Below are 14,675 nucleotides of genomic sequence, written 5' to 3'. Positions count from 1 at the left end.
TCAACAGTCACAACCTGACTTCATGGAAGCCCGGGTCCGTTCATCGGACTACGGGCTTCCTTCTTTTCCAGCCAGAGCCTGGGCACGCTGGTAGTTCTCCCTGAAACCCTGGGACACCTTCGACATCTCCCGCTTCAACGCCAGCGCACCCTTCTTTTCAAAGAGCGGGACGAACTCGTTCATCAATCGCTCATAGCTGACCTGCGATACATCGGAGAACACGCACCCCGCCGCACCTCCGGAGTCCTCTCCCATCGCCAGCCAGGCAGCCTTCAACTCCTCGTGCGGATCGATGCACATCGCTCGGAATAGCGCCGTGATCGCCTGAAGCGCACTCGCCGTGAGTTCCCTCCGATAGACAAATCCATTCTCTCGCCCATAAGGAGAGGCATCCGCAAAGCGCTTCAGATTCTCCGCAGTATAGACGTCACGCCTGACGGGAAGACGACGCAATGAGACCTTCCGCGGCCCTCCTTGCTCGCCAACCTTCAGGTCCCACAGTAGCTGCCCTTCATCAGAAAGACAGAAGGCCACGAACTCCTTGGCAATGTCCGGCCGCGGTGCCCCTCGCAAGATCGCAACGGGATCGATATTCACCGATCCCCCACCCTCCGGTGCCGTCCATCGAAGACGCGAGCTGCCCAATGAGACCCGTAGTTTCTCTTCAAACGAGCGCCCGTAGTAGTCGATACACATCCCCGCAGCCGCATTCCCCTGCGCGACATCATAGGGCACCTGGGTGGCAGAGTCCGTGAAGTAGCGCGCATTTGCCGCCAGCCTCTGAAGCAAGTTCAAGGCACGCCGCCACCCCTCTTCCCGTGCTTCGGCATTGTCGCCCATCTCGCAGATCGCCCGCTGCATTTGCTCCTGCACGATCATCTCGATTGCCTTTGCCACCGAACCGCTCTTCGTCGGATCCGCGAAAGCAAGATGACCCGCATACGCGGGGTCACCGAGATCCTCCCATCGACGCGGCATCGGAAGCCCCAGCCTCTCGATCACATCGCTGTTATAGCAGATCCCCAATTGGAAAAGGCAAACCCCCACCCATCTACGATTCTTATCGTAGAAACGCTCACCGGTGAACTCCTCCGGGATCACCTCCTCACGAAACCACTCGGGATGCGTCTCAAAGACATCCAACAGCTCCAAACGCCCCTTCGCCGCCTGGTTCACGAACTCATACGCGGCACCCCCGAAGATCACATCGATGCCGACACCCTGATTACCGATCGCCTGCGCCGCAGCGTAGGAACTATCGAGCACCCGTCGGATCTCCGCCGTCCCGCCCGGCATCCGCCAATCGATATAGAGCCTCCGTCCCGTCTTCGCCGTCCAGTGCCTCGCGAACGCCTCACCATACTCGGCCCGGATCGTACTGCTGTGCGCCGTGATGATCACCAGGCGATCATCGCTTTCTCCCGCCAGCGCCATGCCCGCGTCACGACGCAGCAGCAACGGCGCAGCCACCGTTGAGACGAGCAGGGCTAGGATGAGAATAAAACGATACATCGCCGCGCAACCCGCCCATCTCACGAAGACCGCAAACTTTCAATGCCATCCCACCGCGATGACCGACTCGCGCTTTCCGATTCGCCTCCTGTGACAAAAACGCCAGCTCATCTGGCCGGAGCGGCCATGGATCAAATGGCCCCTCTCAACAAGGATCCGCCCCAATGAACTCGGGAGGCGGCGCAACCGCTCTAGCCATGGCCTTCTGGCTCACCATCACGACGGTCTCATCGGACGGAGCATCGGTCGCGGAAATCATCGCACGATTCCACGACTCGGAGGACCTCCATGTGCTCGTGACGGCGCACCGTGGTGGCTATCTCTCGACCAGCGGGGCGATCCTACCGGAGAACTCCCTGACCGCGATCGCGCGATCGATCGACCACGGCGCGGACATCCTGGAGGTCGACCTTCGCTCCACCTCGGACGGCCACCTTGTGATCATGCATGACGACACCGTCAGTCGCACCACGAATGGCAGTGGCACCGTCTCTTCCATGACGCTCGCCCAGATCAAGGCCCTGCGACTTCTCGGGCCGGACGGCAAACCCACCACCCAGCAGGTCCCCACCTTCGCCGAAGTCATGGCCCTGGCGAAGGGCAAGGCTATGGTCAATCTGGACAAGCTCGAGGTGACCGACCCCGCCTCAATGGCAGCCGCCTTGAATATCCTCCGGACCACCGGCACGGTGAACCAGGCCATCTTCAAAGGTTCCGCCCCGGCTACTTCGGTAAAGGCAGCCCTGGCATCCTACCCGGACCAAATCCAATACATGCCAGTGCTCACCGACTCCACGGCCGCCGCGGTCGTGGCGATGCTGGATGAGCTTCACCCTCCCGCGGTCGAATTGATCTTCGCCAGCGCCACCACACCGATGCTTGCCCCCGAGGTGATCGCGAAAGCCAAGGAAACCGGCACCCGTATCTGGATCAATTCCCTCTGGGCCAGCCTGAATGGCGGCCATCACGATGACCTCGCCATCGCCGGAAACCCGGATGGCTCTTGGGGATGGCTTCTCGGCCGGGGAGCCTCGATTCTCCAAACCGACTATCTCACGGATCTAGGCACCTACCTTCACCGGAAAGGCCTGCGCGACAATCCACCATCAGTCACCTCGGTGAACTTCGATTTTCGCGACGGCACCCTCCAAGGCTGGCAGAACGCAAAGTCCTCACCCACGGGAGCGACCACCTTCGTGGCGGACACAGGAACCTATGGCGACCGCACCCCCGGCGTCCGTGATCTCTACAAGATCGTTCACACGCCGTTCCTCACGGGCAGGGACACCTACCACCAGACCCTTCTCCTGAGGTCTCCCGAATTCCACCTGCACGGATTGAAGGACTACCAAGCCATCGGCTTCAGCCTGCTCGGCGGAATCGGCGGATCAGCAGCCGCACCCTCATCGGACACCCTCCTGCCTCTGATCGCAAAGCCCGCCGGCTTCCTCGGCCTCGCGCTCCGTCGCAGCCGCGATGGTGCCTACCTCCTCTCCGCCCGCCGCAACGCCACCGGGCAAGGCCAAGCCTGGCAAGCCGTGACCTGGGATGCAGCGACACTCCGCACCGCCATCGCCAATGACCAGCCGGACGAGAACTACACCCTCGACCTGATCGATGCCTTCGGACCGGACTCCCCCACCGGCACCGTCTCATGGGGTTGGGTTGCCTTGGACGCCGTCACCTACCCGTGGACCGGACCCGGTGATCCGACCACGACCTCCATCAGGACCTTCGATCTCCAGCAGATGGCGCTCGAGTGGAGCAGCTACCCCGGCTTCACCTACCAAGTCTATCGTTCCCCGGACTTGAGCCCGGATGGATGGTCGCCCGTGTCAGAGCCATTGCCCGCCACTCCCCCGCTCAACCAGTTCATCATTCCAGCCAGCTCCCTCTCGCCGCACCGCGGGTTCTTCCGCGTGGAAAGCGGCGATACCGCCGAATGACGGAATCGCCAGCTCCCTCGCACCGTGCACGCTTGCGCCACGGATGATGCCCGCTAGTTTGCGGACAGCGTCCTGAAACCCGCAGGCATGAGCTCCGCATCGTCCGAGTCCCAGACCCATCCCACCGTGGCGCTCGCGCTCGGGAGGAGGACTTATCCTCGCCTCGGAATGCGCCGCGGCGTGGAACGATTCGTCCGCGAGCGGTCACCGGCCTGGTCGCTGGTCCGCAAGACCAATCACACCCACTTGGAATGGGCCGACGTGTTCGCCTCGTCTTCCCATGGCCTGTTAGGCTTCTTCGAGGAGGCCAGCCAGTTCGAATGGGTGAAGAGCCAGCCCGCCCTGATCACGGTGAACATGCACCGCGTCCCGGGTTGCGATGGCATCCCCGAGGTGCTCGTGGACGACCTGGAAGTCGGTCGGCAAGCCGCGCGATATCTGTTAGAAAAAGGCTTCAGGAGATTCGCCTACGCCACCCACCTTCCCACCAAGGGATTCTCGATCGACCGGATGGAAGGCTTCCGCAGCGAGCTGCAAAAGTCCGGCGCCCCCATCGAACTTTTGCCCGTGGAGTTCACCGATCCACCGGCTTGTCCGGCCCTCAAGGACTGGGCGGGCGAACCCGGTGAAGATCGCCCCGCAGTCTTCTGCTGCGATGACGCTTGTGCGGGCCTCATCATCTCATGCTGCCGGCGCGCAGGCCTTCACGTGCCGGGCGACGTCGCGGTTCTCGGAGCCGGTGACGATGACTTCCACGTCGAGAATGACAGCGTCACCTTGTCCTCGGTGCGGGTCGACTTCTCAGGAGTGGGTTACCACGCCGCGGCGCTGCTGACCGCCTTGATGGAAGGCAAGCCCAGGCCATCAGCACCGAAACTCATCCCCCCATTGGGAGTCTCCGAGCGAGCCAGCACCGCCAGCGGACCTGAGCCTCCCGCGCTCCGCCGCCTGTTTCGTCTGCTTGAAGAGCGCCACGCCGATCCGGATTTCAATCCCGCCACTGCGGCCGAGCTATGCCACGTCTCCGCCCGTACCTTGCGCCGCTACCTGAAGGACACCGGCCGCCCATCGCTCGCCGATCAATTGAGAGATCGGCGACTGGAGACGGCGATGCACCTTCTCGTCGTCACGGATGAACCGGTCGAGCGGATCGCCGAGCACTCCGGCTTCCTCGACTACACGACCTTCTTCCGGGCATTCCGGAGGCGCTATGGGATGAGCCCCACCGACCAACGCCGGGAAGCGGCGCGGAAACGGAGCTTGGCCGGGTGACGCCGCTCCTGTCCTCCATTGCACGGTAGCCCGGCCACCATGGCCATTCACGCATCAAGCGCGGGCACTATCGTGGGTAGCGCGGCAACGACCTCGCCGCATCTACCCCAGTCAACATGAAACCCATCCTCGCCATCGCCGCGCTCGGCGTGCTCCACCCCGTTTTCCTCCCCTCCGCCTTCGCCGCCGGCCAGACCGTCTATGCGTTCCCCGCGGGCGACCTGTCACAATGGACGCAGGTCACCATTCCCGGTGGCACCAGCCTCGATCGCAAGTTCTTCGCCACCGCCAGCAATTTCGGCAACCGCATCTCTTGGACCGACCCTGCGGGAAGCGTCGCCGGCCTCGTGGTGACCAGTGCCGACAATGCCGACTCCCGAGATGGAGCTCACAATTCCGCCGTGCTGCGCTCACCCAATTTTGTGCTCAAGGGCAGCAACGCCGCCGCCGAGTTGGGCACCTTCTCTCCCACCGATATCAACTTCAAGCTCCTGGCCGGCAAGGGGGCCGCAGCCGGACCAGCCAATTTCTCTAACATCCCCGCGAATTCCGTGAACAATGCGGGCGATGTCGCCTATCTCGGCGTCGGTCTCCGGCGCGTGAGCGATGGTGCCTACCTGCTCTGGGGCCGGCGCACCTCAAATGCCCAATCAACCTCTTGGGAAACCGTCACGTGGAACGAGACCACGCTCACCAATGCCATCGCGTCGGATGCTCCGGGCACCCTTTACACGCTGGATCTCGTCGATGCCGCCCACGGTTCGTGGGGCTGGCTAGCCATGGATTCTCTCACCATGACCGATACTCACAGCACCACGAATGTCTCCGTGAGACCCCTCGACATCACCGGTGCCGAGAGCGGATCGGATCATGACCTCTCGGTCCGCTTCACTCGCACCGGCAACCTCGCCAACGCCGTCCCGATCACCTTTTCCCTGACAGGAACGGCAGGTGAATCCGTCGACTACCAACAAATCCCCGGCTACGGCGAGACGGGTTACACGATCACCCTTCCTGCCGGTGTCGCCACCGTGGATTTGCCGGTTCACATCATTCCGAATGGATCGCCTGAAATCGATCGCTCGCTCCAGGTCAATATCGTGCCCGCCAGTGGCTACGAAGTCGCGACCCCGTCCACCGCGCAACTTTGGATCTCGGATCTCCCCGCTACTGGAGGCCTCGTCACGGTCAGCGGCCCATTGAATACGGGCACTTACCTGCCCATCCCGAATCCCTTCACCACCGGAGCGCAGGGCAGCTTGTTCTTCTACGGCGAGGCCAACTATGCGAGCAGCTACCTGGTGCTCGGCGTCCGCGGCGTGCCTCTCGACAACTCAAGCAATGGGGGCGTCGACATCGGCCGCAACAATGGTTCCGCAGGAGCCGCCATCTTCGACTACCTCGATAACAAGGGCGTAGGCAGCGGAACGGCGCGCGTGGCAGCATCTCCGGAAATCCCCATCTCGGCAGGCGGCCACTACACCCTGATCGGCGAGATCGAAATGCACGCGGACAACACCGGCGTCCTCCGCGCATGGATCTGGAACGGCGCTCAAGGCACTTACGACTTTGCCACGCCTTATCTCGTGAACTCGTTCACCAGCGGCTTCACCGGACTCGGCGAGCAGATCTACCTGCGCCTCGACGCCGGCGGTCCCGCGAACACGTGGACCAATGCCCGCGCGATCTGGGTCGCCGGTGCGGATCCATCCGCGCGTGAAGCCGCATTCCACTCGCTCACGCCCGCACGTCCCTTCCTCCAGGTCGATGCGTCCGTGCCGGTCGGCGGTGAGTTTGGTCAGACCAATCAGGTCGCCTTCAATGTCGTTCGCTCCGGTCTGCCGAATGGCTCGCTCGAAGTTCCACTGAACTTCTTTGGCTCGGCCACGCCCGCGGACTTCTCGGTCGAGTTCCCCACCACCGCCCTCTTCGATGCCGGGCAATCTTCGGTCCAGTGCGGCCTTCCGATTGCCTCGGACGACCTCTACGAAGGAAACGAGGACATCGCCATTGGCATCGAGAATACCATGGCTTGGCTGGTGCCGACCTCTTACCCCGTGGCCACCGTCAATGACCGCCCGTTCCAGGGCTGGATGGCCTCCATGCTTCCCGGCAGCACCCAAGGCCCGGAGGATGACTTCGATAACGATCATTGGTCCAACGTCCTCGAATACTTCTCGGGAACCCTGCCAAGTGATGCCGCAAGCCTCACGAGTCCATATCCAGCACCGGGCCAACCTTCGGCCCTGCGTTTCCTGCGCAGCCCCTTGGCAACCGACGTCGACGCCAAGGTCCTGTGGTCCACCGATCTGACAACGTGGAAGCAATCCGGCGAATCGAACGGGGCGCTGACCGTGAATATCACCGAGAGCCTTGTCGGAACCTCGGAAACCGGCGTCCAAACCATCGATGCCACCGCCCAGGCAACAGGAGGCGAAACCAACAAACTCTTCCTGCGTCTCGACGTCCAGCTTCCCTAATGCCGCAAGCACCTGCTTGCCAACGCCGCCCTCCGGACGCCCCGTCGTCCGGAGGGCTTTTCATTTTCAGCGGAACCTCGCGAGGCTCCACGGCTCCGCATTCGCAGGCACTCGACCATCCCTTGCCATCACCACCGCCAGCTCCCCTAACAGCGCGGAGAACTTGAAGCCATGGCCGCTGCACCCGGAGCACACGATCTGCCGTCGCGACCCAGGCACGAAATCCAAAATGAACCGCTCGTCTGGTGTCACCGTGTAGAGACACGCCTTCGCCGAGACGACCTCCCCCGTCAGCCCCGCGACATGCTTCCGCGCATGATCTCTAACAGAATCCGAGAATTCCTCCATCACCGGCCGATCAGGCAACGAGGGATCGAACTCCGGTCCGCCATGATGCCACGCCACCTTGATCCCCGGCAGCACTCCATCTGAAGGAAACCCATAATGATCCGTGGGATGATGAATCCACACCGGAAACTCACCGGGAGTGAAGCCTCCTTCGTCATCCACTCCCAAGTAAATCGTCTGCCTCAACATCACCCGCAGCGGCAATCGCAACCCCGGCAATAGCCTCCCCACCCACGGCCCCGCCGTCACCACGACCGCATCAAAGCGCTCCGATCCATGATCCGTGACAACCGTCACGCCCCCATTCTTTTCCACGATCTCAATCACCTCACACCTCTCATGCACCACCGCGCCGAGCTTCTTCGCAGCCTCCACCTGCGACCTCACGCAACGATCCGCCCGTAGAAACCCGGAATCCGCCTGATAAATCCCCACCGCTCCCTTCCCGATATCGACCGCAGGAAAACGCTCCGCCACCCCCTCCCGCGAAAGCACCTTATGAGCGATCCCGCAATCCACCAGCGCATCACAAGTCGCCCGAAGCGTCGCATCATCCTCCGGCCCGAAAGTCAGCCCTCCGCACTTCACAAACAACTCCTCGCCCATGAGCGCCTCCACCCGCGCCCACGCCTCATACGCCGGTCCCATCCACCGCGAATGAAACGCATCAGGATAAGTCCGCCGGATCAATCGACTCGCCCCATGCGAGCTACCAAGCTCATGCCCGATCTCAAACTGCTCGAAGCCCACAACCTCGAAGCCAGCCCTCGCAGCCTCAAGCAAGGCCGCCGAGCCCGCTGCCCCTAGTCCCACAATGGCGATCCTCATCGGATGAATGCTCCTCACCGGAACCACTGCGGTCAACGTCCTGTCAAAAAGCCCGGCATTGACAGAATTCGGACTAAACTTAGTCTAGTCCAATGAATATCCACGAGGCCAAAACCCACCTTTCCAAGCTCATTGAGCGGGTGGCCGCGGGAGAAGAGATCGTAATTTCAAAAGCCGGCAAACCGGTGGCCAAGCTCGTCCCCTACTCCGCTCAAGTGACTCCGCGCACCGGCGGATTCCTGGCCGGCCAAATCTGGGAATCTGCTGACTGCTGGGAACCGGATAGCGAACTCACCGACTCGATGACCAAGTCCCCTCTTTTTCCCGAAGAGCGGTATTCCTCGAAGGTCGCGGAAAAGCCCTCGCCGCGCCGTAGGAAATGAGAATCCTCCTCGATTCCCACGCCTTGCTGTGGTGGATGGACGATCCCTTGAAGCTATCTCCCAAAGCTCGCGCGGAGATTTCGAATCCCGCCAATGCGATCTTCGCCAGCGCGGTTTCCATTTGGGAACTCGGCCTGAAGGTTTCCAAAGGCAAGTTGCGCTTGCCCCTGACCTTTCATGAAATTCTGGGTGAACACGGCATCCAGTCTCTTCCCTTTCTCTCCTCGCATGCGATTGAGTCGATCGCCTTGCCTGAGATCCATGGTGATCCCTTTGATCGCGCTCTGGTTGCTCAGTGCCTGTTGGAAAATCTCACCCTCGCCACCCGAGACCGGATCCTGGCGGACTACGGCATCCCGGTACTATCCGCATAGCGGACAAAAAAAACTCCCGGAGCACTGGTGGGCACTCCGGGAGTCTGCGTTGTCAGGTTGCTGTCGCGATTACTACAGTCGCAGTAGTTTGATTGGTTACTCGGTCGCCTCGACGCGCACGAACTTGCGGATGCCGCTGATCGGGATCACCGCTTCCTTGCGAACGTAGTCCGGAAGGTCCTGCACCGGCCCGTTCGTGATGGTCGCGCCGCTGGCGGACCATGGATTCTGCAAGGTGGTGCTCTCCTGAAGGACATACGTTCCGCTGCCTTCAAGCTGGTTCCAGCGGATGATCAGGTTGGAGCCGGAGGTCTCGAACTGCGCCAGCGCACCCGTGGAAGCGATCGGCGAGGTGCCGAACAGGAACTCCTCGAGGTTCGTGAAGCCGTCGCCATCGGGATCGTCGGTTCGATCGCGGTCGCTCGGGTTCGGGATGACCGTCGCCCAGTTTTCGTAGATCAAGCTAGGATTGAGCATCACCATCAGGACACCGGTTCCGGAGAAGCGGGTGTCGTCTTGGAACATTGCGGAGGAAGCCGTGCTACCGTAGGTACCCGCGACCTGACCGGTGGTCCCGTAGAACAGGGTTCCCACGGTCTCGTCGGCCGAGAGGTCGAGCTTGCCGCCGTTGAGCACCACCCTGCCGGTGTCGCCGATGGAGTTGCCGTTCACACTGAGGACGCCGCCCGACACCGTCGTGGTGCCGCTGTAGGTATTGTTTCCCGTCATCGTCATCGTGCCCGGACCGGTCTTGGTCAGCGGGGACGCCACGTTGAGGACATCGCGGAGATCCGTGGACACCGTGAGGTCGGCTGCGGCATCACCCGTCACATCAGCCACTTGGAACACCGTTCCCGGCAAGCCGATCGATCCGAGGGACGCGTTGGCAGTGCCGCCGGTGCCTGAAGTGGAGATCGTCGACGGGAAGACACTGCTGCCGCCCACCACCATCGTCCCCACGAAGCAGAGGTTGGTGTTGAACCCACCGGTGACTGCGCCGCCGGAGATGTCGATCGTTCCACCGTCCAGATTGATGTTGGAAACGAAGGCCACTGTGTTGGTGCCACCATAGAGCTTGCAGCCTTCATTGATGCGAATCGTCGGCGCGAACTGTGGCAAGACCGGCGAGTTGCCGAGTGCCGCAGTCAGGTCGAGCGACAGCGTTCCCCCGTTGATCACATTGATCACGTTCGAGGGGTCCATGGCTCCTGCCACGCAGGTCTGGCCAGGGCCATCGCCTTGGCCGGTGCCGACGAGCGTCTTGAGGGCGAAGAAGCCGCCATCAACGGTCGTGCCACCCGTCCATGAGTTGTTGCCATTGGTCAGGGCGACCGGAATACCGCCGGTTACCAGCAATGGGCCAGGTCCCGAGATCACCGGATTCAGGTCGAATCCATTGGCCACCGAGTGCAGGTTGAGCAGACCGCCCGCCCCGATGGTGATCGGAGAGACGAATCCCGGGTTTTGGCTGAAACGGAGGCGGAGCGTTCCCTGGCTGATCGTAGTCGCACCGCTGAAGCCGTAGCCTTGGATCGCGGCATTGATCAGTTCTTGGGTGCCCGGTCCGGTCTTGGTCAGCGAGAGTGCTCCGCCGTCCTGATTCCGGATGATGCCGTGGAAGCTGAACTCTTCTTCGTTCGCCACGTTCACCGTGAGCGAAGCTGGTCCCGGGTTGGTGGTGTAGCCCGGTGCCGAGGTTTCATCGTTCTGGATGATCGCGATCCGGTTGTTGGTGATACTCGCCAAGCCGGCGACCGTCTGGCTGGTGCCGCGAAGGTTCACCTTCCCGTTCACCGCACCTGGACCCGTGTTGAAGCGGATCAGCGAGTTCGGTCCGAATTGGGAGTTGGCGAGCATGTTCGCCCAGGCATCGAAGGTGATGTTGCCCACCTCCAGATCGCCCGAGATCGAAGCACCGCTGAGATTGCCTGCGGCGATCGCACCCTGGGCCACCGCGAGCTTGCCGGTGAAGGTGTTGGTGCCGGACAATGTCAGCGTGTTGACGCCTTCCTTCAGGATATCCATGCCACCGCCGATGGCGCTGGAGATCTCGTAGTTGCCGCTCGAGGTATCGAGGCTGAGGACGGACCCTGCTTCGAAGCCGCCCTTGTTCAGGGCTGCCACATCGGCACTGGTGAATTCACCGCTGCCACCCACCCGGAGGCTGAGCTCGGAAGGAGACAGCACCACGATGTTCGACGCGGTCCACTGGGCAGTGGTGCCGTTGTAGAGCGAGAGACGCTTGTTCAACCGGAGCGTGCCTTCATTGACGGTCGTGACGCCAGTGTAGGTGTTCGTCCCGCCCAAGGTCAGAGTGCCTGGTCCGCTCTTGGTCAGGCTGCCGTTCGCCGAGACGGAAGCGTCGCCGATCGATCCGAGGTAGCTCGTCGAAGTCGCGGCATTGATCTGAAGCGTCGTATCCCCGGACGTCGTGGAGTTGCCCAGCGTGACCGCGCCAGCGGTTCCGGAGAGTCCGCTGATCGACGGCGTGCCGGAGGTGAACTTCGTGGTGCCACCGCTGAGGACCAGCGAGGCCGCACCAAGGGCATCGTCGCTGGCCAACGTGAAGATCCCGTTGCTCACCGCCGCGACACCGGTTACCGATGGATTGCTGCCGGCAAGCGTAAGGCTACCGGTGCCCGATACCGTCAGTGCTCCCGTCACAAGCGAGTTGTTGAAGGTGGCGCTCCCGGCACCGGCGAGAGTGATGCCATTGCTCGCGGTGAGCGTTGCTCCGCCGAAGGTGTAGGGCTGTCCAGCTCCGTTGGCGAAGGTCAGGTCCGCGGCCGTGATATCAGCCTGAATCGTGATGCTCCGGTTGGCTCCCGTGCTATCGAAGTTCAGCGGTGAGAGGCTCGTGTAATTCGCCTGCAGGCCGGTGTTGCTGTTCTTCCAGTTGTTGTCCGGACCGGAAATCCAAGTGGCATTGCTCGAGCCCGTCCAAGTCAGGGCGCTGCCCAGCGGCACCGCACTGCCCAGCGCGATGAACTCGCGGAAGCCCGTGTAACCGTTTTCCTGATTCTGGAAATCGATCTTCACCGCTGCCACGGCAGTGGCGAGGAAGCCTGACGTGGCCGCCAGACGGGTGTGGGTCGAGTTGGTCGGCGCGAGCGTGTGGTTCTCGACGACCCTGAGCGGGATGAACGTGGCGGGCGCCGCGACCGTGGAATACGAGATCGTATAGTTCTGGTCGTCTCGTCCGCTATTCTGCCACGAGCAGTAGGAGTCGAAGGACGAGATGTTGTAGCCGTTGGAATTGACCGTGGTATCCAGCGGGAAAATCACCGAAGTACCATTCAGCGGAGCCACACTGCTCAACTGTGTACCCGCCGTGCCGGTCGAGCCATCAGTGAGCACCGTCCAGTCGGCGTTCGTGATGTCGCCATTGCCATGGTTGGAGTTGGCAGCGGAGGCGGGGGTCTTGGGGAGCGCATTGGCCAGCAGGTTCGTGCCCACCGGCAGCGTCCAGAGATCGGTGCTGTTCGACTCGTGCGTGACTGCGATCGGTGACGGTGCATCGCGAGCGATGAACTCGCGATAGCCTTCATAGCCGTTTTCCTGACCGTTGAAGGTGAGTTTGACCGAATGAACCCCAGTCGCCAGGCTGCCGGTATTCGAGGTGATCCGGGCATGGGTCGCACGGCGCCCCCCATTCACGAACTCACTGTGGGAAAATACCGCCGTGATCGGGATGAACGTCGCGGGATCGGCCACCGTGGAGTAGGCCAGCGTGTAGTGCTGGTCATCCCGGCCATCGCTGGCCCATGCCGCATACGAGTCGAAGGACACCAGATTTCGTCCCCCTGGGAAACCGGTGAGATCGAGCGGGAAGACGACCGAATCGTTATTGTTCGGCGTGACGCTGGATGCCGGCGAGGTGTAGTCGCCCACGCTGCCGTCGATGGTGGTTGCCCACGTGTTCGAGGAGCTCTCGTGCGTGGCCGGCGTCACGGCCGGAGCAGTGAGAAGATTCGGACCGGTCGGCAAAATCCAGACGTTGTCGTTATTCTTCTCGTTGAGGGCACAGATCACCGACGCCGCATCCTGCAGCACGAACTCGCGGTAGCCCACGTAGCCGTTCTCCTGAGCGTCAAAGATGACCCGGATCGAATGCACATTGGTCGCCAGAAAGCCCGTGGTCTCGGTCAGGCGAGTGTGAGTCGAGCGCTCGCCCGAGGTCTGGACCCGCGCCGTGTGGATATTGATGAAGGTGGTGGGATTGGAAACCGTGGAGTACTGGAGAGTGTAGTCCTGGTTGTCGCGTCCGCTATTGCCCCACGTGCAGTAGGAGTCGAACGAGGTGATATTCCGGCCGGCCGGGAATCCCGTGAGGTCCAGCGGGAAGGTTACCGAGTCACCATTGTTCGGCGTGCAGCTGGTCCCCGGGCTGCCGTCTGCTAGCCCGAGGGTCCCATCGGTCAAAGTGCTGTAGTTGGCGCTCGAACCTTCGTGGGTCACCACGGTGGCCGGTGAAGGAGTGACGCCGGTCAGGAGATTGGTCCCGGCGGGAAGGGTCCACGTGCCGGAGTTATTCGTCTCGTTGCTCGAAACAACATTGGCGTTGGCGGTTAGCGCGAGCAAGGGGGCCGCGCAGACGACAAGCGTGTGCGGAAGCACTCGATGGGAGCTGGGTTTCATAGGTTCTTGGGTAGTTGGCGAAAAAGGATCGCCATCCAACCGCCGGGTGTAGCGGGAACCTCAAAATTCGTGAACCTGTGAGTTTACCGAGGATCGCACAACAACCTCAAAACAAGCCACTTACAACTCAAAAAAATTCCCATTCCAAATTCTGACCGACAACTTCGGCTTCAGTTTCCGCAGGATTCACCCTCCCCCGCCTCCCGCGCCGGCCGGATTTCCTCCATCTCACTCCACGCTTGCACACAGGCCCCTCCCCGCCTATTCCGCCCGTCCACATCATGGCCAGCACGCCCGCAATCAATCTCCGCAAGGGACACGCCGTCCGTCATAACAACGACGTCTGCGTCGTGATTTCCCACGAACTCAAGACGCCGCCGCGCATGGCGTCCTACGTGGTGATGTCGATCCGCAGCGTCTCGAACAAGAAGGTCTCCAACCTGCGCCTGACCTCGAACGACTCGATGGACTCCGTGCTCCTCGAGCGCATCCCGCACGAGTATTCCTACAAGGATTCCGGCGGCTACCACTTCCTCCACAACGAGACCTTCGATGACGTCGCCGTTCACGATGACATCATCGACTCCGTGCGGAACTACCTGATCGAAGGCAACACCTACACCTTGCTCTTCGCCGACGGCCTCGTCGCCGACATCGAACTGCCGCCGTCGATGGTGATGATCGTCACCGAATCACCGGAAGGCGTGAAGGGCGACTCCGCCAACAACGCCTACAAGTCGGCCACCTTGGAAACCGGCCTCGTGGTGCAGGTTCCGCTCTTCATCAATCCGGGCGAAAAGCTCATCATCAAGACGGAAGACGGCAGCTACATCAGCCGCGCCTGATTTCATTTCCCCGCATTTATTTGCGGAGAGCCGGACTCCTCACGGGGTC

The 14,675-nt window shown here is 61.8% G+C and carries 9 protein-coding genes; 6 read left to right on the top strand and 3 right to left on the bottom strand.

Going from position 1 to position 14,675, the window contains the following annotated elements; genetic code table 11:
* Positions 1-48 precede the first annotated feature (48 nt).
* Positions 49-1,512, bottom strand: a complete 1,464-nt coding sequence (locus tag WKV53_RS05265; RefSeq protein WP_341403306.1) for an ABC transporter substrate-binding protein — start codon at positions 1,510-1,512, stop codon at positions 49-51.
* Between the two features lie 197 nt (positions 1,513-1,709).
* On the opposite strand from WKV53_RS05265, the gene WKV53_RS05260 reads away from it, so the two are divergent.
* From WKV53_RS05260 to WKV53_RS05250, 3 genes are all read left to right on the top strand, one after another.
* The gene (locus WKV53_RS05260) at positions 1,710-3,458 is read left to right on the top strand and encodes a glycerophosphodiester phosphodiesterase family protein (RefSeq protein ID WP_341403305.1); all 1,749 of its coding nucleotides are present in this window, start codon (positions 1,710-1,712) and stop codon (positions 3,456-3,458) included.
* Between the two features lie 87 nt (positions 3,459-3,545).
* Positions 3,546-4,730: a substrate-binding domain-containing protein gene (locus tag WKV53_RS05255; protein ID WP_341403304.1), complete on the top strand. Its 1,185-nt coding sequence runs from the start codon at positions 3,546-3,548 to the stop codon at positions 4,728-4,730.
* Positions 4,731-4,846: 116 nt separating this feature from the next.
* A complete protein-coding gene (locus WKV53_RS05250) occupies positions 4,847-7,210 on the top strand; it encodes a hypothetical protein (RefSeq protein WP_341403303.1) in 2,364 nt (787 codons plus the stop codon).
* A 66-nt stretch (positions 7,211-7,276) separates the two neighbouring features.
* Here WKV53_RS05250 and solA read toward each other — a convergent pair whose 3' ends face one another.
* The gene (solA, locus tag WKV53_RS05245; protein WP_341403302.1) at positions 7,277-8,386 is read right to left on the bottom strand and encodes an N-methyl-L-tryptophan oxidase; all 1,110 of its coding nucleotides are present in this window, start codon (positions 8,384-8,386) and stop codon (positions 7,277-7,279) included.
* 92 nt (positions 8,387-8,478) lie between these two features.
* On the opposite strand from solA, the gene WKV53_RS05240 reads away from it, so the two are divergent.
* Positions 8,479-8,769 carry a type II toxin-antitoxin system Phd/YefM family antitoxin gene (locus WKV53_RS05240; RefSeq protein ID WP_341403301.1) on the top strand — a complete coding sequence of 97 codons (291 nt, stop codon included), beginning with the start codon at positions 8,479-8,481 and terminating at the stop codon, positions 8,767-8,769.
* Positions 8,766-9,143, top strand: a complete 378-nt coding sequence (locus WKV53_RS05235; protein ID WP_341403300.1) for a type II toxin-antitoxin system VapC family toxin — start codon at positions 8,766-8,768, stop codon at positions 9,141-9,143. Before WKV53_RS05240 ends, WKV53_RS05235 begins: the two co-directional genes overlap by 4 nt.
* A gap of 96 nt (positions 9,144-9,239) precedes the next feature.
* On the opposite strand, the gene WKV53_RS05230 is transcribed toward WKV53_RS05235, so the two are convergent.
* Positions 9,240-13,781 carry an autotransporter-associated beta strand repeat-containing protein gene (locus WKV53_RS05230; RefSeq protein WP_341403299.1) on the bottom strand — a complete coding sequence of 1,514 codons (4,542 nt, stop codon included), beginning with the start codon at positions 13,779-13,781 and terminating at the stop codon, positions 9,240-9,242.
* Positions 13,782-14,062: 281 nt separating this feature from the next.
* Here WKV53_RS05230 and WKV53_RS05225 point away from each other — a divergent pair, with 281 nt between their 5' ends.
* On the top strand, positions 14,063-14,626 hold the full coding sequence (locus WKV53_RS05225) for an elongation factor P (RefSeq protein ID WP_341403298.1): 564 nt from the start codon (positions 14,063-14,065) through the stop codon (positions 14,624-14,626).
* The last annotated feature ends 49 nt before the right edge of the window (positions 14,627-14,675 follow it).

The organism is Luteolibacter sp. Y139 (genome assembly GCF_038066715.1).
GTDB lineage: Bacteria > Verrucomicrobiota > Verrucomicrobiia > Verrucomicrobiales > Akkermansiaceae > Haloferula > Haloferula soli.
Note: the sequence above shows the minus strand (reverse complement) of the source record. Positions and strands in the feature narration are given on the sequence as shown.